This is a genomic window from Streptococcus sp. KCJ4932, from assembly GCF_004352745.1.
In the GTDB taxonomy this organism is placed as follows: domain Bacteria; phylum Bacillota; class Bacilli; order Lactobacillales; family Streptococcaceae; genus Streptococcus; species Streptococcus ruminicola.
The window spans coordinates 1-23429 of record NZ_SJWW01000015.1 but is presented as its reverse complement, the minus strand read 5'-3'; the positions used below and the strand labels follow the sequence as shown (position 1 = coordinate 23429).

Genomic DNA, 23429 nt, shown 5'->3' with positions numbered 1-23429 from the left:
TGCTAGGCAGTCTTTTTGGCTGCCCTTTTTTAAAACTGACATATATCATATTTTGTGATATAATGATGAAGTTTGATGGTATTGTGTGTCAATTCTGACATTTACAAAAAATGACAACAATACTATTACCAAACTTAAATTTAAAAGATTAGGTGATATGGGGGAAACGGTATGTTGGTCCTCATTCTACGTTTTAAAGGAGTTATATGAAAACTGTAGAACATTTTATTGAAAAGTTTGTTCCTGAGAATTACAATATTTTCCTTGATATTAACCGTCAAGCTAAAACTTTTTCAGGAAATGTTGCCATTAGTGGTGAAGCTTTAGATAATGTTATTTCATTCCACCAAAAAGATTTAACTGTTGCTTCTGTTTTATTAGACAACCAAAACCTTGAGTTTACGCTTGATAATGACAATGAAGCGGTTCATGTTGAGTTGCCAGAAACAGGAACAATGACACTTGTTGTTGAGTTTTCAGGTAATATCACTGATAACATGACTGGTATTTACCCATCATATTACACTGTTGATGGTGTTAAAAAAGAAGTCATTTCAACTCAATTTGAAAGTCACTTTGCGCGTGAAGCGTTCCCATGTATCGATGAGCCAGAAGCAAAAGCAACATTTGATTTGAGTATCAAATTTGACCAAACTGAAGGCGAAATCGTACTTTCAAACATGCCTGAAGTTGATGCTGAACGTCGTAAAGAAACTGGTCTTTGGACATTTGACACAACACCTCGCATGTCATCATACTTGCTCGCTTTTGCTCTTGGTGATTTGCAAGGTAAAACAGCTAAAACTAAAAATGGTACTGAAGTAGGAGTCTTCTCAACAAAAGCCCATGCGCTTAAATCATTAGATTTCTCACTTGATATCGCTGTTCGTGTTATTGATTTTTATGAAGAATACTTCGGTGTTAAATACCCAATTCCATTGTCATACCATGTTGCTCTTCCTGACTTCTCAGCTGGAGCTATGGAAAACTGGGGCTTGGTAACATACCGTGAAGTTTATCTTCTAGTTGATGACAATTCAACTGTTAAGAGCCGTCAAAGTGTTGCACTTGTTGTTGCTCACGAGTTAGCTCACCAATGGTTCGGTAACCTTGTTACAATGAAATGGTGGGATGATTTATGGTTAAATGAATCATTTGCCAATATGATGGAATACGTTTCAGTTGATGCTATCGAACCTTCATGGAACATTTTCGAAGATTTCCAAACTGGTGGACTTCCATTGGCTCTTAAACGTGATGCTACTGATGGTGTTCAATCAGTTCACGTTGAAGTTAAACACCCAGATGAAATCAATACATTGTTTGACCCAGCAATCGTATATGCAAAAGGTAGCCGTTTGATGCACATGCTTCGTCGCTGGTTAGGTGATGATGATTTCCGTGCAGGTCTTAAGATTTACTTTGAAAAACACCAATACGGAAATACAATTGGTCGTGACTTATGGAATGCATTATCTGAAGCTTCTGGAAAAGACGTTGCAGCTTTCATGGATGCTTGGTTGGAACAACCAGGTTACCCAGTCGTAACAGCTGAAGTTGTTGATAACACACTTGTTCTTAGTCAAAAACAATTCTTCATCGGTGAAAATGTAGACCAAAATCGTATTTGGCCAATTCCACTCAATAGCAACTGGAAAGGTCTGTCAGATACTCTTACAGATGCACGCCTTGAAATTCCAAATTATAGTCAATTAGCTGCTGATAACGAAGGTGCTTTCCGTCTAAACACTGAAAACACAGCACATTACATCACTAATTATAAAGGTGAGTTGCTAAATACAGTTCTTGACCAACTAACTGAACTTGATACTGTTTCAAAACTTCAAGTCATTCAAGAACGTCGTTTACTTGCTGAAAGTGGCGAAATTTCTTACGCAGAATTAGTACCTTTGTTGACTAAACTTGCTGATGAAACTTCATATTTAGTTGCTGAAGCTATTTCACAAGTTGTTGATGGTTTAGATATTTTCTTAGAAGAAGGTAGCCAAGCACAAGCTCAATTCAAAGCATTGATTAGTCATTTGATGCAAAAGAACTATGATCGTCTTGGATTTGAACCAAAAGCTGGTGAATCTGATGAAGATGAAATGGTTCGTCAAAATACTATTTCATTGATGTTGTATGCTGATAACGAAGATGCTGTCACAAAAGCGGAGGCTATTTTCCACCAACACAAAGACAATATCGAAGCGATTCCAGCCTCAATTCGTATGTCAGTTCTTGCTAACCAAATCAAACACGCTGAAACTGAAGAATTAGTATCTCTATACCTTGATACTTATGTGAAAACTAATGATGGTAACTTCAAACGTCAATTGGCATCTGCTTTGTCAAATACAAAAGATAATGCAACAGTTGAACGTGTATTGGCTGAGTTGAAAAATAAAGATGTTGTTAAACCTCAAGACTTAGCTATGAGTTGGTACCGTCCATTCCTTGATAAACCATTCTCTCAGGGTGCATTTTGGACTTGGGCTCGTGAAAACTGGGATTGGATTAAAGCTGCACTTGGTGGCGACATGAGTTTTGATAAATTCGTTATCTACCCAGCCAACTCATTCAAGACAACTGAACGTCTTGAAGAATACAAAGCGTTCTTTGAACCACAATTAAATGATATGGCCATCAGTCGTAACATCACAATGGGTATCAAAGAAATCTCTGCTCGTCTTGATTTGATTAGCACAAGTAAAGTTGCTGTCGAAGAAGCTCTTGCAGCTGTAAAATAGTAGAAAATATAAAGGGCGTTTGAGTGAAAACTCAGACGCTTTTTGTGTTTTTAGGAAATCTTAAGCTGCTTACGATATGCTTTTGATAAACTGAAATTATTGTATTAAATACTTAGACTTAAGGGTTAAGTCATGATATAATAAGACGAATAAGGGAGCAAGATATATGATTAAGATTTTATTAGTAGAAGATGATTTGAGTTTATCGAATTCAATCTTTGATTTTTTAGATGATTTTGCAGATGTTATGCAAGTCTTTGATGGTGAAGAAGGGCTTTATGAGGCAGAAAGTGGTGTTTATGACCTCATTTTGCTTGATCTGATGTTGCCAGAAAAAGATGGTTTCCAAGTTCTGAAGGAATTACGTGAACAAGGTATTACGACACCTGTCTTAATTATGACAGCCAAAGAAAGCCTTGATGACAAAGGACACGGTTTTGAACTTGGTGCTGATGATTATTTGACAAAACCATTTTATCTCGAAGAGTTGAAGATGCGTATTCAAGCGCTTTTGAAACGCTCTGGAAAATTCAATGATAATACTCTTTCTTACCACGAATTAACAGCTGATACATCAACTAACACAACAACTGTTAACGGTGAAAAGGTGGAGTTACTAGGTAAAGAATTTGATTTATTGGTTTATTTCTTGCAAAACCAAAATGTTATTTTGCCAAAATCACAAATTTTTGACCGTATTTGGGGATTTGATAGCGATACTACAATTTCAGTTGTTGAAGTTTATGTTTCTAAGATTCGCAAAAAATTAAAAGGAACAAATTTTGCTAAAAATCTACAAACACTTCGTAGTGTAGGGTATATTCTAAAAGATGCTGAATAACATACACAAAAAATTATCAACAGGAACGTTTTCTAATTTTTTCCATTTCTTCATTGTATTTACAGGAATTTTTATCATTATGACCACAATTATCTTGCAGATTATGCGTTATGGTCTATATTCTTCTGTAGATACCACTTTAAAAAATGCAGCTGACAACGCAAGTGATTACGTCACACGAACAATGGAGCGTAGTGATTCCTTACAATCTAATAATAGTTTTAGTAATTCTGGAAAAGGAAAACCCAGCTCAAATGTGGCAAGTTTAAGTAATGTCAGTGTGCTATTGTACGATACAAATGGAAAAATCGTAAATGCAATTGATGCGTTTGTCCAGTTCGGGACATTAGCATCTAGTGTTGATGAAGACACTATTGGTGAGATTAAAGACGAGAAAATGACAACTATCTTTGGTCAAACCGAAAAATACCATGTTTTAACGGTTAGAGTGTATAGTAGTGACTATCCAACGATTGAATACGCGACTTTCTTAATCAGTGTTAGTCAGCTTGATGAGGCAAACGAACGTTATGTAACCATAACTGTTTCAGTCATGATTATTTTCTGGATGATTTCAATTTTAGCAAGTATTTACTTGGCAAATTGGATGCGTAAACCAATTTTAGAAAGTTATGAAAAACAAAAGCGTTTTGTTGAAAATGCTAGTCACGAATTAAGAACGCCGTTAGCGGTGCTTCAAAACCGACTTGAAAGTCTTTTTAGACGACCGAATGCAACAATTCTTGATAACAGTGAAAGTATTGCAGCGAGTCTTGACGAAGTTCGTAATATGCGTATTTTAACAACCAATCTTTTGAACCTTGCTAGGCGAGATGATGGATTGAAAGTTGAATTAGAAGAAATCCAACCTTCAATCTTTAATGAAATTTTTGAGAATTACAACATGATTGCCGAAGAAAATGGTAAAACTTTTGTTGCTCATAATTCTGCGGATCGTCCGATAAAAACTGATCGCACCTTGCTTAAACAATTGATGACAATCTTGTTTGATAATGCGATTAAGTACACTGATGACGACGGTTTTATTGAATTTACAGTTAAAACAACAGAACGCCAGACTATTCTAACCGTCGCTGATAATGGGCCGGGTATTAGTGACGCTGATAAAGCGAAAATTTTTGATCGCTTTTATCGCGTTGATAAGGCAAGGACACGTCAAAAAGGTGGCTTTGGACTTGGTCTATCCTTAGCTAAACAAATTGTTGATGCCTTAAAAGGTGATATTCAAGTTAAGGATAATCATCCAAAAGGAACTATCTTTGAAGTTCGTTTTAACCGACATAATTTTGGTAAATAAAAAAGGATGCTTTAAGCATCCTTTTTAGTTTGTAAGAGTGTTCATTAGAAAAAGAAAAACTCCATTTGGAGTTTTCATTGGATATTATTTAGCCAATTTAGCAGCAAGACGTGCTTTATCGCGGCTAGCTTTGTTTTTGTGAATCAAACCTTTTGATTCAGCTTTATCGATGCTTGCAGAAGCAGCACGGAAAAGCTCTTCAGATGGGTTAGCTTCAAATGCTTTGATAGCAGAACGCATAGCTGATTTTTGTGCTGAATTTTTTTCGTTTTGTTTAACGTTAAGTTCAGCGCGTTTGATAGCTGATTTAATATTTGCCAATGTTTTCACCTCCAAATTAATCTAACTACATTATTATATAGAATTTATTGCGTTTTGGCAAGTCTTAATCACTGTTTCAGGAAAATTTACTTATTTTTTCAAGTAAATGTGATCGATTTTGTGATTATCAGTTTTGTGTAAAATTAATTCTGCCCTATTTCGAGTGGGTTCGATATATTTTTCTAGGTTTACAAGATTGACAGTTTTCCAAACCATTTTGGCAAACTCTAACGCGTCTTTGTGTGGCATTTTAACAAATCTATTATAGTAGTTTGTCTTGTCTGTCTTAGCAAGTTCTAGTAAGCTGTCAAAACGTTCTAGGTACCATTTTTCAATTAAATCATTTTCAGCATCAATATAGATAGAAAAATCAAAGTAGCCAGTCATATAGATACGTTTGTTTTTTTGATTCTGAAAAACATTGATACCTTCGACGATTAAGAAATCAGGTGCTTCGATAACTTGTTCTTGATCGGGAACTATATCGTAAACTTCGTGTGAGTAAACAGGAATGCGAGCTGTCATTCCATTTTTGACAGTGTCAAGAAAGTTTAAAAGAAGTTCCATATTATAACTTTCAGGAAATCCTTTACGGTCTAAGATATTTTGCTCTATCAAGACCTTATTGGGATAAATAAATCCATCGGTCGTTACCATTTCAACTTTGCTATCTTTAAATGTTCGAGATAGTAGAAGTTGTAGAAGACGACTGGTCGTTGATTTCCCAACAGCTACAGAACCAGAGATTCCGATAATAAAAGGTCGTTTACTCGCATCTTTTTTTAAAAAGATGCTTTTTGAAAACGAAAGGTTTTCTTGAGCGTTTTTGTAAATTTGAATCAAACTGATTAAAGGAAGATAAACTTCAACAACATCCTGGATACTGATATTATCATTTAAACTTTTAATTGATTCAAGCTCCTCAGCTGTGAGAAGCGGCTGAGTTTTTCGATGCAATTCCTGCCAAGTCTCGCGAGAAATAAGATCAAAATTAATAAATTCGTTAGTCATACGAAACTCCTTAAAGAGGTTATGTACCTTATTATAGCATTTTAAGCTTTAGTTGAAAACAGTTACAATGCTTGATATGATAGAAGAGTATGATAAAATAGAAGTGCATTATAAGAGAAAGTGATAGAAGAATGACTAAAATGTATTATGCAGAAAACCCTGATAGTGCTCACGACATTCATGAATTAAAAGTTACCTTGCTTGGGCAATCGTTTACTTTTTTAACTGATTCAGGCGTTTTTTCTAAAAAAATGGTAGATTATGGGAGTCAAGTCCTTTTAAATACCCTAGATTTCGAAAAAGGAAAGACACTGTTAGATCTTGGTTGTGGGTATGGTCCTTTAGGAATTTCACTAGCAAAAGTTCAAGGTGTTAAACCAACTATGGTTGATATCAATAATCGTGCAATTGATTTAACGAAACAAAATGCACAAAAAAATGGTGTCGAAGCTGATATTTTCCAATCAAATATCTACGAGAAAGTCAATGGAACATTTGATTATATCATCAGTAATCCGCCAATTCGTGCAGGAAAACAAGTTGTCCATACAATTATTTCTGAAAGTATTAACTATTTAAAAGTTGGTGGCAATTTGACAATTGTTATTCAGAAAAAACAAGGTGCACCAAGTGCTAAAGCTAAAATGGAAGAAATTTTCGGAAACGTTGAGATTTTAAAACGTGATAAAGGCTATTATATTTTACGCAGCGAAAAAAATTAATAAGTGAATAAAAAATCTTTATTGAATTAGTTATCATTTCTAGTTCGATAAGGATTTTTTTGTTGGATTCCTTTAATGATAAGCTTTGTGACAAATGTCATAGAATAATTATGACATGGTAGTCACTTTTTAAAGTATAATTATTCACATAAAAATCATAAAATACACTAATATAAAGCGATTACAAGACCAAAAGTCACTAATTTTACGGTCGCAAAATCTTGTTGTTTATAGTAAAATGATAGGAAAAGGTTCAGAAATACCGAATATGACATATGACACATATGTCATATTTAGTGCAAAAAGGTTGCTATAATAAGGTTTTTATATGGAAGTGAAACGAAATAAGCGTTTTAATGAATTTTCGGTTTTTGCCATTTTTACTCTTTATTAAAAAAATAGCAAAAAAGACTTACATTCTATCAAAAAAATGGTAGAATAGATAGAGTGTAATTATTAATGAAATGAAAATAACATTTTCAGGAAGGAATGGAAATTATATTAATGTCAATTAACAAATACATTGATCACACTTTATTGAAACCTGAAAGCACTCAAGATCAAATTGATAATCTTATTGCTGAAGCTAAAGAATACAACTTTGCTAGTGTCTGTGTTAACCCAACTTGGGTTTCTCATGCTGCAGAAGCCTTAAAAGATTCTGATGTAAAAGTATGTACTGTTATCGGATTCCCTCTAGGAGCTAACACAAGCCGTGTGAAAGCATTCGAAACAAAAGATGCTATTGAAAATGGTGCTGACGAGATTGATATGGTAATTAATATCGGTCGCTTGAAAGCAAAAGAGTATGATTTTGTTGAAAATGATATTCGTGCTGTTGTTGAAGCAAGCGGAGATAAATTAGTAAAAGTTATCATTGAAACATGTCTTTTAACTGATGAAGAAAAAGAAAAAGCATGTCAATTGTCAGTAGCCGCTGGAGCTGATTACGTTAAAACATCTACTGGTTTCTCAACTGCAGGAGCAAATGTACATGATGTTGCTCTTATGCGAAAAACAGTCGGTCCTAACATTGGTGTAAAAGCTGCTGGTGGTGCACGTTCATATGCTGACGCTGAAGCATTTGTCAATGCAGGTGCAACACGTATTGGAGCGTCTTCTGGTGTTGCAATCGTTAATGGTGAAACAGCTGCAGAAGGTAGCTACTAATCATTAATTAGAAGAACTTCAAACGATAACTTATTTTTGATTGTGGACGGTCGTGACGACGGTCAGGTGGTAACATTGCCACAGTTTTGTAGACTTTTTGGAGTCTATTTTCAGAGTGTTCATTAAGCCATTTGGCTTGATAGATTTTAGCAACAAAAGTTGCTTATAAGTTTTTTAGGAGGGTTCATTTTTCATGAACAAGAAAATTGTTGGTCTTGGACTTGCTGCAGTAGCAACATTAGCACTTGGCGCATGTAGTCGTTCAAATTCGTCTAGCTCTAGCTCAAACTCAAGCGTAAAAGCTGCAATCGTTACTGATACAGGTGGTGTTGATGATAAATCATTCAACCAATCTGCTTGGGAAGGTATGCAAGCTTGGGGTAAAGAAAACAAATTGAAAAAAGATACTGACTACACTTACTTCCAATCTGATAGTGAGTCAGACTATGCAACAAACCTAGACTCAGCTGTTTCAAATGGTTACAACCTTGTTTTTGCAATTGGTTACAACCTTCACGACGCTGTTGATGAAGCTGCACCTCAAAACGAAGATACAAACTATGTTATTATCGACGATGTCGTTGCAGACCACAAAAACGTTGAAAGTGTATTGTTTGCAGATAACGAAGGTGCTTACCTTGCGGGTATTGCAGCTGCAATGCAATCTAAAACAAAACACGTTGGTTTTGTAGGAGGTGTCGAATCTGATACAATCACTCGCTTTGAAACTGGATTCAAAGAAGGTGTTGCTTCAGTAGATAGCTCAATCAAAGTTGACGTCCAATATGCTGGTTCATACTCTGATTCAGCTAAAGGTAAAACAATCGCTGCAACAATGTATGCTAGCGGTGCTGATGTTATTTACCATGCTGCTGGTGGTTCAGGTACTGGTGTCTTCTCACAAGCTAAAGAAATCAACGAAAAATTACCAGCTGATAGCGACAAAAAAGTTTGGGTTGTTGGTGTAGACCGTGACCAAACTGAAGAAGGTAACTATACTTCATCTGATAAAGTGAAATCAAACTTTGTTTTGACTTCAACAATCAAAGAAGTAGGTCAAGTTGTTAAAGATATCGCTAACGTTCAACTTAAAGATGAAAAATTCGGTGGTAACCAAACTCGTACATACGGTCTTAAAGATGGTGGTGTAGATCTTGTTACTACAAACCTTCCAGATAACATCAAATCTGCTGTAGAAACTGCAAAAGAAAAAGTTATCAAAGGCGAAGTAAAAGTTGATGATGGCGTAAACAAATAATCGCTCTTTTGAAAAAAGCGACCAAATTGGTCGCCTTTTTTCAGGGGCTGAGGTAAAAAGTCATTTTTATCTCAGTTAAGTTCATTAAAGGTCTTTTAATGGGCTTAACTGACCTAAAAATTATTATTAGACTGAAAGGGATCACACATGACACATGAAAACGTCATAGAAATGCGTGAGATTACCAAGAAATTTGGTGATTTTGTCGCAAATGACCATATTAATTTAGAAGTCAGAAAAGGTGAAATCCACGCTCTCCTCGGAGAAAATGGTGCCGGTAAATCGACTTTGATGAATATGCTTGCTGGTCTTCTACAACCAACAAGTGGTCAAATCTTAGTAAAAGGTGAAGAGGCTACACTAGATTCACCATCTAAATCAGCTAAGATGGGTATCGGAATGGTTCACCAACACTTTATGTTGGTTGAAGCTTTTACAGTTGCTGAAAACATTATCTTAGGTAATGAAGTGACAAAAGGTCCTGGAATCCTTGACCTTAAAAAAGCAAGTAAAGAAATCAAAGAATTATCAGAGAAATACGGTCTAGCCGTAGATCCATCTGCTAAAATTTCTGATATTTCAGTTGGTGCGCAACAACGTGTTGAAATCTTAAAAACACTTTACCGCGGAGCTGATATCATTATCTTTGATGAACCGACAGCTGTTTTAACACCTTCTGAAATCACTGAATTGCTTGATATTATGCGTAATTTGGTTAAAGAAGGCAAATCAATCATCTTAATCACTCACAAACTTGATGAAATTCGTGCCGTAGCAGACCGAGTTACAGTTATCCGTCACGGTAAATCAATTCAGACAGTTCCAGTTGCTGATTCAACAAGTAACGAATTGGCTGAAATGATGGTTGGTCGTGCTGTTTCATTTAAAACAGATAAAATTCCAGCTAATCCAAAAGACGTTGTTCTTTCAATCAAAGATTTGATTGTTAACGAAAACCGTGGTGTTCCAGCTGTTAAAGAATTGTCATTGGATGTTCGTGCTGGTGAAATCGTTGGTATCGCAGGTATCGATGGTAATGGTCAAACAGAATTGGTTGAAGCTCTTACAGGTTTGCGTAAGGTTGAATCTGGTCAATTCTTCATCAAAGGTTCTGATATGACAAATCAACGTCCTCGTAAGATTACTGAATTGGGTGTTGGACACGTGCCAGAAGATCGTCACCGTGATGGTATGGTCCTTGATATGACCATTGCTGAAAACATCGCTCTTCAAACTTACTACAAAGAGCCGTTCAGTAAACATGGTTTCATGAACTATCACAAGTTGAATGAACATGCTCGTCAATTGATGGCTGAATTCGACGTTCGTGCCGCAAGTGAATTGGTATCAGGTGGAGCTCTTTCAGGTGGTAACCAACAAAAAGCGGTTATCGCTCGTGAAATCGACCGCAATCCTGATTTGCTTATCGTAAGTCAACCAACACGTGGACTTGATGTCGGTGCGATTGAATACATTCGTAAACGTTTGGTTGCCGAACGTGACAGAGGTAAAGCCGTTTTAGTTATTAGTTTTGAATTAGATGAAATCCTTGATGTTTCCGACCGTATTGCCGTTATTCATGATGGTAAAATTCAAGGTATCTTAGACGCTGCCACAACCAATAAACAAGAACTTGGTATTTTGATGGCTGGTGGAAAAGTGGAAAAGGAGGATTCTAATGTTAATGTCTAAGAAAACCCAAAAATGGGCTGTTCCATTGATTGCAGTATTCCTTGGAATGTTACTCGGAGCAATCCTTATGCTTTGCTTCGGATACAATCCTTTGTGGGCATATAATGATTTGCTTTACACTGCATTTGGTTCAGTAAAAAATATTGGTGAAATCTTCCGTGCAATGGGTCCACTTATCCTGATTGCCCTTGGTTTCTCAGTTGCTTCAAAAGCAGGTTTCTTTAACGTTGGTCTTCCTGGTCAAGCGTTAATGGGTTGGGTAATGTCAGTTTGGTTTGCTTTGTCATTCCCTGATTTACCAAAATCAGTTTCAGTAATTTGTACTGTCTTAGTCGGTCTTATTGCTGGTGGTATCGCTGGTGCCATTCCTGGTATTTTACGTGCTTTCCTTGGTACAAGTGAGGTTATCGTTACAATCATGATGAACTACATCATCTTGTACGGAACCCAATATCTTATCCAAGATGTATTCCCAGATAAAATTATGCGTACAACAGAAGCAACTATCAAAGTTTCTGAAAATGCATCATATCAAACAGAATGGCTATCTGCTTTAACAGATAACTCACGTATCAACATCGGTATTTTCATCGCCTTATTTGCTGTCTTTATCGTATGGTTCTTAATGCGTAAAACAACACTGGGTTATGAAATTACTTCTGTAGGGATTAACCCACATGCTGCTGAATACGCTGGTATGTCAGCTAAACATTTGATTGTAGTTTCAATGATTATCTCAGGTGCTCTTGCTGGACTTGGTGGTACTGTTGAAGGTCTTGGAACATTCGGAAATGTTTATTCTCAAACAAGCTCATTAAGTATTGGATGGGACGGAATGGCCGTATCTCTTCTTGCTGTTAATACAGCTCTTGGTATTCCATTTGCATCATTCTTATATGCCGTTCTTTCAATCGGTAAAACAGGTATGATTGGTATCCCATCAGAAGTTATCGATGTTGTGTCAGCCTTTATCATTTTCTTTGTCGGAGCTGATTACTTGATTCGTCAATTTATTAAAACTAAAAAAGAAGAAGGAGGAAAGTAAGATGAGTTTTTCAACAACGTTAGCCCTATTAGTTTCTTCCATGCTAATTTATTCTGCACCTTTGATTTTTACAAGTATCGGTGGAACATTCTCTGAACGTGGAGGTATTGTTAACGTCGGTCTTGAGGGAATCATGGTTATGGGTGCTTTCTCAGGTGTCTTGTTCAACCTCACTTATGCTGATGTTTTCGGACATGCAACACCTTGGGTTGCTTCAATTGTTGCTGGTTTAGTTGGTCTTTTGTACTCACTTATCCACGCAGTAGCAACTATTAACTTACGTGCTGACCACGTTGTATCTGGTACAGTATTGAACTTGATTGCACCATCGTTTGCGGTTTTCCAATGCCGTCACTTGTTTGGTAAAGGTCAAACAGATACAATTACTCAAACATTCGGTCGTTTTTCATTTCCTATTTTAAAAGATATTCCATTTATCGGAAAAATCTTCTTTAACAATACATCTTTGGTAGCATACGTAGCTATCTTGGTATCATTTATTTCATGGTACATCATCTTCAAGACACGCTTTGGCCTTCGTCTTCGTTCAGTTGGTGAACACCCACAAGCAGCTGATACACTTGGTATTAATGTTTACCTTATGCGTTATGCAGGTGTTATGATTTCAGGTTTCCTTGGAGGAATCGGTGGTGCTGTTTATGCACAAACGATTTCAAACAACTTTGCGGTTACAACAATTGCAGGTCCAGGTTTCATCGCTCTTGCTGCTATGATTTTTGGTCGTTGGAATCCAGTCGGAGCAATGCTTTCAAGTCTATTCTTCGGTTTATCACAATCTCTTGCGATTATTGGAGCACAATTACCATTCTTCTCAAGCATTCCATCAGTTTACCTTAAAGTTGCGCCATACGTATTGACAATCGTTGTCTTGGCTGCCTTCTTCGGTAAAGCTGTTGCACCAAAAGCAGATGGTGTTAACTACATTAAATCGAAATAAAACAAATAAGTTGGTATTATGCCAACTTATTTTTTAAGCTAAATAATTGTAAGCGCTTCTAATATGTGATATAGTTACCTTGATAAATAAGATAATCGAGGTTACTTCTATGAGTAAAATTGTTGTAATTGGAGCAAATCACGCTGGTACAGCTTGCATAAAAACGATGTTAACTAACTATGGTTCTGAAAACGAAGTGGTGGTATTTGATCAAAATTCAAATATTTCATTTTTAGGATGTGGTATGGCTTTATGGATTGGTCAGCAAATTTCAGGACCAGAAGGGCTTTTTTATTCAAATAAAGAAGAGCTTGAACAACTGGGCGCTAGAATTTATATGAATTCTCCTGTAGAGTCAGTTAACTACGACAAGAAATTAGTGACAGCTTTGGTTGATGGGAAACCTCACCTAGAAAGCTACGATAAATTAATTTTTGCGACAGGTTCAAGACCGATTATTCCACCGATTAAGGGAGTTGAGCTAAAAGAAGATAGTCAAGAATTTGAAGCTAAGTTGGAAAACATTCAGTTTGTAAAACTCTATCAAAACGCTCAAGATGTCATTGAAAAGCTTAAGGAAAAAGAGATTTCACGTGTTGCAGTTGTGGGGGCTGGTTACATTGGTGTAGAATTAGCAGAAGCTTTTCAGCGTAAAGGAAAGGAAGTAACTCTGATTGATGTTGCAGATACGTGTCTTGCAGGTTATTATGATGAAGATTTAAGTGCTATTATGGCAAATAATCTTCAAGCTCACGGCATCAAGTTAGCTTTCGGAGAAACAGTAAAAGAAGTTGTTGGCAAGACAAAAGTTGAGAAAATCATCACGGATAAAGCAAGTTATAATGTTGATATGGTTATCCTTGCTGTTGGCTTTAGACCAAATACAAACCTTGCTGCTGGAAAAGTTGAACTTTTCAAAAACGGCGCTTTTCTCGTTGATAAAAAACAAGAAACAAGTATTCCAGGCGTTTATGCAATTGGTGATTGTGCAACCATTTATAACAATGCTTCTTGCGAAACGGACTATATCGCCCTTGCTTCAAATGCAGTAAGAACTGGTATTGTTGCCGCTCATAATGCATGTGGTCATAATCTTGAAGGAATTGGAGTGCAAGGATCAAATGGTATCTCTATTTATGGCTTAAATATGCTATCGACTGGTTTGACACTTGAAAAAGCAAAAGCTAAAGGCTTTGACGCAGAAGAAGTAGAATACAGTGACAAACAAAAACCAGATTTCATCGAGAAGAATAACTTCGAAGTCACTTTAAAGATTGTTTATGACAAAGAAAGTAGACGTGTATTGGGTGCTCAGATGCTGGCTATGGCAGATGTTTCATTAGGTATTCATCTTTTCTCACTAGCTATTCAAGAAGGTGTTACGATTGATAAATTAGCTCTCACAGATTTGTTCTTCTTGCCACATTTTAATAAGCCATATAACTACATTACAATGGCTGCCTTAAATGCAAAATAAGACACAAAAAAAGCTATCCTTACGGATAGCTTTTTATTTTAAAAACTAGAAATTAGTTTTTGCAAGCAGAAGCGAATTCTTCTTTAGAGAAAGCTTCGTCGATGATAGCTTTCAATTCTTTAGCAGAAGCTTCCATTTTTTGTTGTTCAGCGTCATTCAATGGAATGTTAACTGGACGAACGATACCGTGTGCACCAACGATAGCTGGTTGACCGATGTAGCAGTCAGTTACGTTAGCGTATTGACCTTCTTGGAATACAGAAAGTGGAAGTACTGCGTTTTCATCGTTAAGGATTGCTTTAGTGATACGAGCAAGCGCAACAGCGATACCGTAGAATGTAGCACCTTTTTTGTTGATGATTGAGTAAGCAGCGTCACGAACACCTTCGAAAAGTTCAACCAATTCAGCTTCTTCAACGTTTTGAACGTCTTTAAGGTAGCTTTCAAGGTTTACACCAGCAACGTTAGCGTGTGACCAAACAGCGAATTCTGAGTCACCGTGTTCACCCATGATGTATGCGTGAACTGAACGAGCATCAACATCAAGTTTTTCAGCCAATGCTTGACGGAAACGAGCTGAGTCAAGTGAAGTACCTGAACCGATAACGCGTTCTTTAGGGAATCCAGAGAATTTCCATGTAGAGTAAGTCAAGACGTCAACTGGGTTTGCAGCAACCAAGAAGATTCCTTTGAATCCAGATTTAACAACTTCAGTTACGATTGATTTGTTGATAGCAAGGTTTTTACCAACAAGGTCAAGACGAGTTTCACCTGGTTTTTGTGGAGCACCTGCAGTGATAACTACAAGGTCAGCATCTGCACAGTCTTCGTATTTAGCTGCGTAGATTTTTTTAGGTGAAGTGAAAGCAAGAGCGTGGCTAAGGTCTTCAGCATCCCCAACAGCTTTGTTGAACAATTGTGGGATTTCGATGATACCAAGTTCTTGAGCGATTCCTTGGTTTACAAGTGCGAATGCGTAAGAAGAACCTACGGCACCGTCACCAACAAGGATAACTTTTTTGTGTTGTTTAGTTGCAGTCATTTATCTAAACATCTCCTTAATTTTTTTAGGCTGACGCCCATACGAATAATATTTTAACACGTTAAGTGAGAAATGTCACGAACTTATTGTAAAAATTTGAAAAAAGAAGAAAACAAAAATTTTAGGCGAAAACTCTCTATTTTTATCTTAAAAGTTAGTGAATTTTTCACAATGATTTTACTGATTTTTTGCCATATTATTATTTTGAAAATACTTAGGAAAACTTTGATAGCTAATCTTACATTTAGTTAATAAGACGTAAAAGGAGATTGGTCAAGATATGGTTTTACCGTACTTTTTGTGGTATAATATAGTTGAGTTTTACACTAGAAAAGGAGTGTTTTTCCTTAATGCAGGATAAGAATTTAATTGACGTAAATCTAACTTCAGAAATGAAGACAAGTTTTATTGATTACGCCATGTCTGTTATTGTTGCTCGTGCTCTTCCTGATGTACGCGATGGATTGAAACCAGTTCATCGTCGTATCTTGTATGGGATGAATGAGCTCGGTGTAACGCCAGATAAACCTCATAAGAAATCTGCACGTATCACCGGTGATGTTATGGGTAAATATCACCCACACGGTGATTCATCAATTTATGAAGCAATGGTGCGTATGGCACAATGGTGGAGCTACCGCCACATGCTCGTTGACGGACACGGAAACTTTGGTTCTATGGACGGAGACGGCGCAGCCGCACAACGTTATACAGAAGCTCGTATGAGTAAAATCGCTCTTGAAATGCTTCGTGATATTAACAAGAATACTGTTGATTTCCAAGATAACTACGATGGTAGTGAACGTGAACCACTTGTTTTGCCATCACGTTTTCCTAACTTACTCGTTAACGGTGCGACAGGTATTGCCGTTGGTATGGCAACTAATATTCCACCACACAACTTAGGGGAATCTATCGATGCCGTTAAACTGGTTATGGATAATCCTGATGTTACAACACGTGAATTAATGGAAGTATTGCCTGGTCCTGATTTCCCAACAGGAGCTCTTGTTATGGGTAAATCTGGAATTCGTAAAGCCTATGAAACTGGTAAAGGTTCTATCGTTCTTCGCTCACGTACTGAAATCGAAACAACTAAGAGCGGTCGTGAACGTATTGTTGTCACAGAATTCCCATACGGAGTTAACAAGACTAAAGTTCACGAACACATCGTTCGTTTAGCACAAGAAAAACGTATCGAAGGAATTACCGCCGTTCGTGATGAATCAAGCCGTGAAGGTATCCGATTTATCATTGAAGTGCGTCGTGACGCATCAGCAAACGTTATTCTAAATAACTTATTCAAACTTACTAGCTTGCAAACAAACTTCAGCTTTAACATGCTTGCTATTGAAAATGGTGTTCCGAAGATTCTTTCTTTGAAACAAATCATTGTTGATTACATTGAACACCAAAAAGAAGTTATTGTTCGTCGTACAGAGTTCGATAAAGCCAAAGCTGAAAAACGTGCTCACATCTTAGAAGGTTTGTTAATCGCTCTTGACCATCTTGATGAAGTTATTAGCATTATTCGTAACAGTGAAACTGATGTCATTGCTCAAGGCGAATTGATGAGTCGATTCAACTTATCTGAACGTCAAAGTCAAGCTATCCTTGATATGCGTCTTCGTCGTTTGACAGGATTGGAACGCGAAAAAATCCAAGCCGAATACGATGACCTTCTCGCATTGATTGCTGATTTGGCTGATATTTTGGCAAAACCAGAACGTGTTATCACAATCATCAAAGAAGAAATGGACGAAATCAAACGTAAGTACGCTGATCCACGTCGTACTGAATTGATGGTTGGTGAAGTTCTTTCACTTGAAGACGAAGATTTGATTGAAGAAGAAGACGTCTTGATTACTCTTTCAAATAAAGGATACATCAAACGTCTTGCTCAAGACGAATTCCGTGCTCAACGTCGTGGTGGACGAGGTGTTCAAGGAACTGGTGTTAATGACGATGATTTTGTTCGTGAATTAGTTTCTACAAATACCCATGACCATGTATATTTCATGACCAATAAAGGACGTGTTTACCGCTTGAAAGGTTATGAAATTCCTGAGTATGGTCGTACGGCTAAGGGATTGCCAATTGTTAACCTTCTAAAACTTGATGAAGGTGAAACTGTTCAAACTATTATCAGTGAAAAAGGCAGCGATGATAACGAAAATTACTTGTTCTTTGTCACACGACAAGGCGTTGTAAAACGTACCAAAGAGTCTGAATTTAGCAATATCCGACAAAACGGTCTTAAGGCCCTTAACTTAAAAGAAGGTGACGAGTTAATCAACGTTATCCGAACAAATGGTAATGATGATATTATCATCGGAACTAAGACTGGTTACAGCGTTCGCTTTAACGAATCTGATGTTCGTAGCATGAGCCGTTCAGCAACTGGTGTTCGTGGTGTTAACCTTCGTGAAGGCGATGAAGTTATCGGTGCTTCACGTATTACAGATGACCAAGAAGTTCTTGTCATTACTGAAAAAGGTTATGGTAAACGTACACTAGCTTCTGAATATCCAACTAAAGGTCGTGGTGGTAAAGGTATCAAGACTGCTAATATTACTGAGAAAAATGGTCAATTGGCTGGACTTGTAACAGTTAACGGCGATGAAGATATCATGGTTATCACAGACACAGGTGTCATGATTCGTACAAGCGTCGCTGACATTTCTCAAACTGGTCGTGCAACATTGGGTGTTAAAATCATGCGCCTTGACCAAGATGCGAAAATCATGACTCTAGCTCTTGTTCAACCAGAAGAAGAACAAGAAACTGAAGAAGTAGAAGATTAGAATAATGAAAAAGAAGAAAACACATCGTTTTTTGACTTTCCTTAGGATTACACTTTGTTTAGTTCTATTGCTTTTAGGACTTGCCTTGATTTTTAATAAATCCATTTGTAATTTTTTGATTGGGCATCAGTCAAATCATTATCAAATCAATAAAGTCTCTAAAAAGAAGATTAAAGATAATCAAAATGCTAAAGTGACTTATGATTTCTCAGCAGTTGAACCTGTAACAGTCGAATCAGTGTTAAAAGCTCAGTCGGCTAATGTTGACCTTCCTGTGATTGGCGGTATTGCCATACCAGATCTTGGTATTAACCTTCCAATCTTTAAGGGTCTTGGAAACACTGAATTATCTTACGGTGCTGGAACGATGAAAGAAGATCAAGTAATGGGTGGACAGAATAATTATGCCCTTGCTAGCCATCACGTCTTTGGCATTTCTGGTTCATCTAAGATGTTGTTTTCACCTTTAGAGAATGCTAAGGCAGGAATGAAGATTTACCTTACCGATAAATCAACAATTTACACCTACGTTATCACTGAAAAATTTTTAGTGACACCTGACCGTTCAGATGTTTTAAATGATATTCCTGATCAAGCTTTGGTCACTCTAGTAACTTGTACAGATCAGCAAGCAACTGAACGAATTGTTGTTAGAGGTAGTTTAGAATCATCTATTGCCTATGATCAAGCATCAAATGACATTCACAAAGCCTTTGATTACTCTTACAATCAAATGACCTTTTAAAGAAAAAAGCTGAGAGTAAGTTTTATTCTCGGCTTTTTCTAAACATACATTAACAAGGAGATTTTTATGAAATTAAACGCTGTTCACCATGTGGCACTTATCGTCTCTGATTATGACAAATCACGTGACTTTTACGTTAACAAACTTGGTTTTGAAATCATCCGCGAAAACCATCGTCCAGAACGTCACGATTACAAGCTTGATTTGAAATGTGGTTCTATCGAACTTGAAATTTTCGGGAATAAGACATCAGATCCAGCTTATGTTGCACCACCAAAACGTGTTGGGCAACCAGAGTACCATATGGAAGCTTGCGGTCTTCGTCATTTAGCTTTTTACGTTGAAAATATTGAAGCCTATAAGGCTGAGCTCGAAGATATGGGAATTTACGTGCAACCTATCCGTCACGATGACTATACTGGCAAGAAAATGACGTTCTTCTTTGACCCAGATGGTCTTCCCCTAGAACTACACGAGTAGAATGTGAGTAAATAACAGTTTTTTTCAGACGCTTTAAACAAGAAGTGCTATAATTAAATACCTAAGTGAAAGGAATTAGTTAAGATGAAATTTAAAAAGACACTCATGGCTTGTGCGCTAGCATTATTCTCAACTCTTACAGTTAGTCACGTTCAAGCAGCAAGTAACTCAGTTCAAAATGTCATTGATGAAACATATGTGCAACCAGATTATGTGCTTGGTTATTCTTTATCGGATGACCAACGCAATCAAACCTTGTCATTGCTTGGTTATGATAGTTCAAAAGACACAAGCGTCAAAACGATTACAACAAGTGCTTATGCTAAGATTATGGATGTTGCTGATGACCCAAGTTTACAATTATACTCATCAGTTAAAATTCAAAAATTGGGATCTTCAGAGACATTAACGGTTAATATTGTCACTCCTGAAAATATCACAAAAGTAACGTCAGATATGTACCGAAACGCTGCAGTAACACTTGGTATCGAACACGCCGCAATCACTGTAGCCTCACCAATCCCTGTAACAGGTGAATCGGCTTTGGCTGGAATTTATTATTCACTTGAAGAAAATGGTGCTAAAGTTTCTGATGAAAGTAAGCAATTAGCACAAGAAGAATTGAATACCTTGTCTACTATCAATGCTGAAAATCAAGGTACAGATGGTTATGACGCTGACAAATTGAACGTTGCTTTAGCTGATATCAAATCAGCAGTAGCAGATGCCGGGTCTAACGTGACAAAAGATGATGTTCGTAAAATTGTTGATGAAACACTTGATAACTATAAATTGAAAGATGTGTTATCAAATAACCAAATCAACATGATTGTTAACTTTGCTTTCAACCTTTCAAAATCAAGCATCATTGATAGCAGTAGCTTCAAATCAGCTTTGGCATCTTTGAAAAATAGCATCGTTTCAAACGCTGGCTCAACATTCAAAGGCATTAACTTGAATTTTGATTCATCAAGCGCTTTAGAATCAGGAAAAGGCTTCTTGGCTAACATCTGGCAAGCTATTGTCAACTTCTTTAAAAACTTGTTTTAATAGTAAGCTGGATTTTTAAAGAGCTTTTGACCCTAACTTATTTATGTTACAATAAAAATACCTCATGTTTTGTGAGGTATTTTTTCGTTTTTATAAAGAAACATGATACTAAGGAGAATAGATGAGAAAATTAAAAGAACCTCCTTTAGCATTAGGTGGCTTAGGATTGAGCTTTTTTTCATTAGGAAACACCTTGGGGGATTATTCAACTCTTTTGCGTTATGTATTAGGTGGTATAGCTTTTGTTTTATATTTACTATTACTAACGGCATTTGTAAAATCTTTTAAGAACTATAGACTTGCACTTAAAAATCCGCTAACAGCCTCAATTTTTCCAACACTCTTAATGCAAGGAATGCTGATGATTGTCTATCAGGATGTCTTTCCAGAATGGTATGGATTTACCGAGGGAGTTTTCCGGACGATTTGGTGGCTGTCTTTTATTGCATTGATTAGTTACATTGTTATCTTTTCAAAAAGATTTCTATGGAATTTTGAGCTAAGTAACGTCTTTCCATCATGGGCAGTTCTATATATAGGAATAGGAATCTCTAGTTTAACTGTTCCCTGGACGGGATACTCTCAACTAGGTAAAACTATCTTTATTTATCTCTTACTTGCTTTAATAGTTCTTTTACCGACGATTTTTCTAAGATTGTGGAAACATGGAATTCCTGACGATGTAAAAGCTAACCTAGCTACACTGTGTGCTCCAGCCTTAGTGTCAGTTGCTTATCTCAATGCTTTTGAAACTATCTATCGCCCATTACTTTTAGGATTGATTATCCTGTCGCAAATGTTATACCTTACCGTTCTTTATTTTGTTCCAGAAATTTTAAAAAGCCCTTTCAATCCAGGGTTTTCAGCTTTAACTTTTCCTTTGATTGTTACGGCAATTGCATTAAAAGGAGCAGTTATTTATTTTGAAGATTTATATTTTTTGTATGTCATCGAGTTAGTAGTAGCAATCTTAATTTTGATTAGAGTGGTAGCAGGGTATATTAATTATTTTACAGAATAAAGAGAAAGACGTATTTTTTAAAGAGACCGAGGCTCTAGTTACCGGTCTTTTTTTGTGTTTCAAAATATATTTTTCAGTTTTTTCAGAAAATTTACGTAAAAAGGTTGACTTTCTTTAGTTTGAGTTGTAAAATAAATCTTGCACAATTCAGAATTATCTGAAAATTGAAAGTTTATTTAGAAAGAGGTCTGGTTTATGACTGAAAGTACAGAACAACAGTCGACCTGGCGCACTAAACTTAAAGCACTTGGCCCTGGTATTCTAATGGCATCAGCTGCCGTTGGCGGCTCACACATCGTTTCTTCTACACAAGCAGGAGCTATCTATGGATGGCAATTGGCTTTGCTGATTATTTTGATTAACATTTTCAAATATCCATTTTTCCGTTTTGGTTCCCAATACACAATGGAAAATAATAAAAGCTTGATTGAAGGCTATGCTGAAAAAGGTAAAGGTTGGTTAGCTGTTTTCTTCATCTTAAATGTCTTCTCAGCAATCGTTAATACCGCTGGGGTTGGTATTCTTTGCGCAGCAATTTTATACAACGTCTTCCCAAATGGCTTTGGATTGAGCATTTCACAATTGACTACTATCATTATTGTGATTATTTGGGCCATGTTACTGATCGGTGGTTATCGTTTCCTTGATTCGCTTGCGAAATGGGTAATGACTGCCTTGACTTTGGCAACTGTTTTGGCGGTTGTTGTTGCATTATTCAAACACCGTGAATACGCTCCAAACTTTGAAGCTCCAACACCATGGCGTATGGCAGCATTACCATTTATCGTTTCATTAATGGGGTGGATGCCTTGTCCAATTGAAATCTCAGCCATCAACTCAATGTGGTCAGTTGAAAAACGTAAAACCGTCAATATGTCAGAGAAGGATGCTGTTTTTGATTTTAATATTGGTTACATTGGAACAGCAATCTTAGCACTTATCTTCTGTGCTCTTGGTGCCTTAATTCAATTTGGCTCTGGTGAAGAAGTACAAAGTGCATCAGCAGCTTACATCGCTCAATTCGTTAACATGTACGCTGAAGTACTTGGTGAATGGGCTCGCTTCTTGATTACCCTAATTGCCTTCCTATGTATCTTCGGTACAGTTATCACAGTTATTGATGGGTATTCTCGTGCTAACAACGAATCCCTTCGATTATTACTTGGTAAGGAAGAATCATCTCAAAAAGCTCTTTATGCTTGGATGACTGTGACAGCAGCAGTTGGTCTTATCATTGTTTATCTATTTGCTGGTAATGTGGCAACAATGCTCCGCTTTGCCATGATTGCATCATTCATCACAACACCATTCTTTGGTTACCTTAATTATTCTTTGGTTAATAACAAAGAACATCAAATCAAACCTTGGTTGAAAGTTCTATCAATCATTGGTCTTATTTACCTCTTTGGTTTTGCATTGTTCTTTATCATTGCTTGGCTAACTGGTAATATTTAATACGTTATTTCATGAAATGAACACTCCCTAAAAAACAAAAAAGAAACAGCACCTTATATCCCTTGGGTGTTGTTTTATTATATATAAATATATTTATGTAAAACGATTGATAATTTACCTTTTTATATTAAAGGATCTAATCTAAATACGTGTTAATTCTCATATATTTAGGACGTTCAGGAAAGCCGTCAAACATGTAACCACCACGTTTAGGCGTATAATATGGGTCTATTTTTCGTGCTTCTTTTAGTGCTAACTCCCAATAATAT

Annotated in this window: 19 protein-coding genes; 16 read left to right on the top strand and 3 right to left on the bottom strand. The window is 36.6% G+C overall.

The genetic code is table 11. From position 1 onward, the window contains the following. The first annotated feature begins 206 nt into the window (after positions 1 to 206). From E0E02_RS07285 to E0E02_RS07275, 3 genes are all read left to right on the top strand, one after another. Positions 207 to 2750 (top strand): M1 family metallopeptidase, encoded by a 2544-nt coding sequence (locus E0E02_RS07285; RefSeq protein WP_133018241.1) that lies wholly within the window; start codon positions 207 to 209, stop codon positions 2748 to 2750. A gap of 166 nt (positions 2751 to 2916) precedes the next feature. Further along, a complete protein-coding gene (locus E0E02_RS07280; protein WP_074563738.1) occupies positions 2917 to 3591 on the top strand; it encodes a response regulator transcription factor in 675 nt (224 codons plus the stop codon). Then, positions 3581 to 4909: a HAMP domain-containing sensor histidine kinase gene (locus E0E02_RS07275; protein WP_039696862.1), complete on the top strand. Its 1329-nt coding sequence runs from the start codon at positions 3581 to 3583 to the stop codon at positions 4907 to 4909. Before E0E02_RS07280 ends, E0E02_RS07275 begins: the two co-directional genes overlap by 11 nt. 84 nt (positions 4910 to 4993) lie before the next feature. On the opposite strand, the gene rpsT is transcribed toward E0E02_RS07275, so the two are convergent. Beyond that, positions 4994 to 5245 (bottom strand): 30S ribosomal protein S20, encoded by a 252-nt coding sequence (gene rpsT / locus E0E02_RS07270; protein ID WP_004231769.1) that lies wholly within the window; start codon positions 5243 to 5245, stop codon positions 4994 to 4996. A 75-nt stretch (positions 5246 to 5320) separates the two neighbouring features. Next, positions 5321 to 6241 (bottom strand): type I pantothenate kinase, encoded by a 921-nt coding sequence (gene coaA / locus E0E02_RS07265; RefSeq protein ID WP_074964631.1) that lies wholly within the window; start codon positions 6239 to 6241, stop codon positions 5321 to 5323. Between the two features lie 131 nt (positions 6242 to 6372). Here coaA and E0E02_RS07260 point away from each other — a divergent pair, with 131 nt between their 5' ends. From E0E02_RS07260 to E0E02_RS07230, 7 genes are all read left to right on the top strand, one after another. Beyond that, entirely contained in the window at positions 6373 to 6963 is a 591-nt protein-coding gene (locus tag E0E02_RS07260; RefSeq protein WP_133018240.1) for a class I SAM-dependent methyltransferase, read from the top strand. 504 nt (positions 6964 to 7467) lie between these two features. Further along, a complete protein-coding gene (gene deoC, locus E0E02_RS07255; protein ID WP_074625712.1) occupies positions 7468 to 8133 on the top strand; it encodes a deoxyribose-phosphate aldolase in 666 nt (221 codons plus the stop codon). Positions 8134 to 8326: 193 nt separating this feature from the next. Further along, positions 8327 to 9391 (top strand): BMP family protein, encoded by a 1065-nt coding sequence (locus tag E0E02_RS07250; RefSeq protein ID WP_133018239.1) that lies wholly within the window; start codon positions 8327 to 8329, stop codon positions 9389 to 9391. 147 nt (positions 9392 to 9538) lie between these two features. After that, entirely contained in the window at positions 9539 to 11083 is a 1545-nt protein-coding gene (locus E0E02_RS07245; RefSeq protein ID WP_133018238.1) for an ABC transporter ATP-binding protein, read from the top strand. Next, positions 11076 to 12128, top strand: a complete 1053-nt coding sequence (locus E0E02_RS07240; RefSeq protein WP_133018237.1) for an ABC transporter permease — start codon at positions 11076 to 11078, stop codon at positions 12126 to 12128. The genes E0E02_RS07245 and E0E02_RS07240 overlap by 8 nt, the downstream gene beginning before the upstream one ends. Position 12129: 1 nt before the next feature. Then, positions 12130 to 13086: an ABC transporter permease gene (locus tag E0E02_RS07235; protein WP_074560192.1), complete on the top strand. Its 957-nt coding sequence runs from the start codon at positions 12130 to 12132 to the stop codon at positions 13084 to 13086. Positions 13087 to 13195: 109 nt separating this feature from the next. Beyond that, positions 13196 to 14563, top strand: coding sequence for an FAD-dependent oxidoreductase (locus E0E02_RS07230; RefSeq protein ID WP_133018236.1), 1368 nt, complete (start codon positions 13196 to 13198; stop codon positions 14561 to 14563). Positions 14564 to 14615: 52 nt separating this feature from the next. Here the strand turns inward: E0E02_RS07230 and E0E02_RS07225 are convergent, their stop codons facing one another. Beyond that, positions 14616 to 15605: an L-lactate dehydrogenase gene (locus E0E02_RS07225; RefSeq protein WP_039696869.1), complete on the bottom strand. Its 990-nt coding sequence runs from the start codon at positions 15603 to 15605 to the stop codon at positions 14616 to 14618. 350 nt (positions 15606 to 15955) lie between these two features. On the opposite strand from E0E02_RS07225, the gene gyrA reads away from it, so the two are divergent. From gyrA to E0E02_RS07195, 6 genes are all read left to right on the top strand, one after another. Beyond that, entirely contained in the window at positions 15956 to 18409 is a 2454-nt protein-coding gene (gene gyrA, locus E0E02_RS07220) for a DNA gyrase subunit A (RefSeq protein WP_039696870.1), read from the top strand. Position 18410: 1 nt separating this feature from the next. Next, entirely contained in the window at positions 18411 to 19154 is a 744-nt protein-coding gene (locus tag E0E02_RS07215) for a class A sortase (RefSeq protein WP_240789025.1), read from the top strand. Positions 19155 to 19220: 66 nt separating this feature from the next. Then, entirely contained in the window at positions 19221 to 19634 is a 414-nt protein-coding gene (locus E0E02_RS07210; protein ID WP_039696872.1) for a VOC family protein, read from the top strand. Positions 19635 to 19718: 84 nt separating this feature from the next. After that, on the top strand, positions 19719 to 20684 hold the full coding sequence (locus E0E02_RS07205) for a DUF1002 domain-containing protein (protein WP_133018234.1): 966 nt from the start codon (positions 19719 to 19721) through the stop codon (positions 20682 to 20684). Between the two features lie 121 nt (positions 20685 to 20805). After that, on the top strand, positions 20806 to 21705 hold the full coding sequence (locus tag E0E02_RS07200) for a TDT family transporter (protein ID WP_133018233.1): 900 nt from the start codon (positions 20806 to 20808) through the stop codon (positions 21703 to 21705). A 195-nt stretch (positions 21706 to 21900) separates the two neighbouring features. Then, on the top strand, positions 21901 to 23160 hold the full coding sequence (locus E0E02_RS07195) for an NRAMP family divalent metal transporter (protein ID WP_074601968.1): 1260 nt from the start codon (positions 21901 to 21903) through the stop codon (positions 23158 to 23160). Positions 23161 to 23429 lie beyond the last annotated feature (269 nt).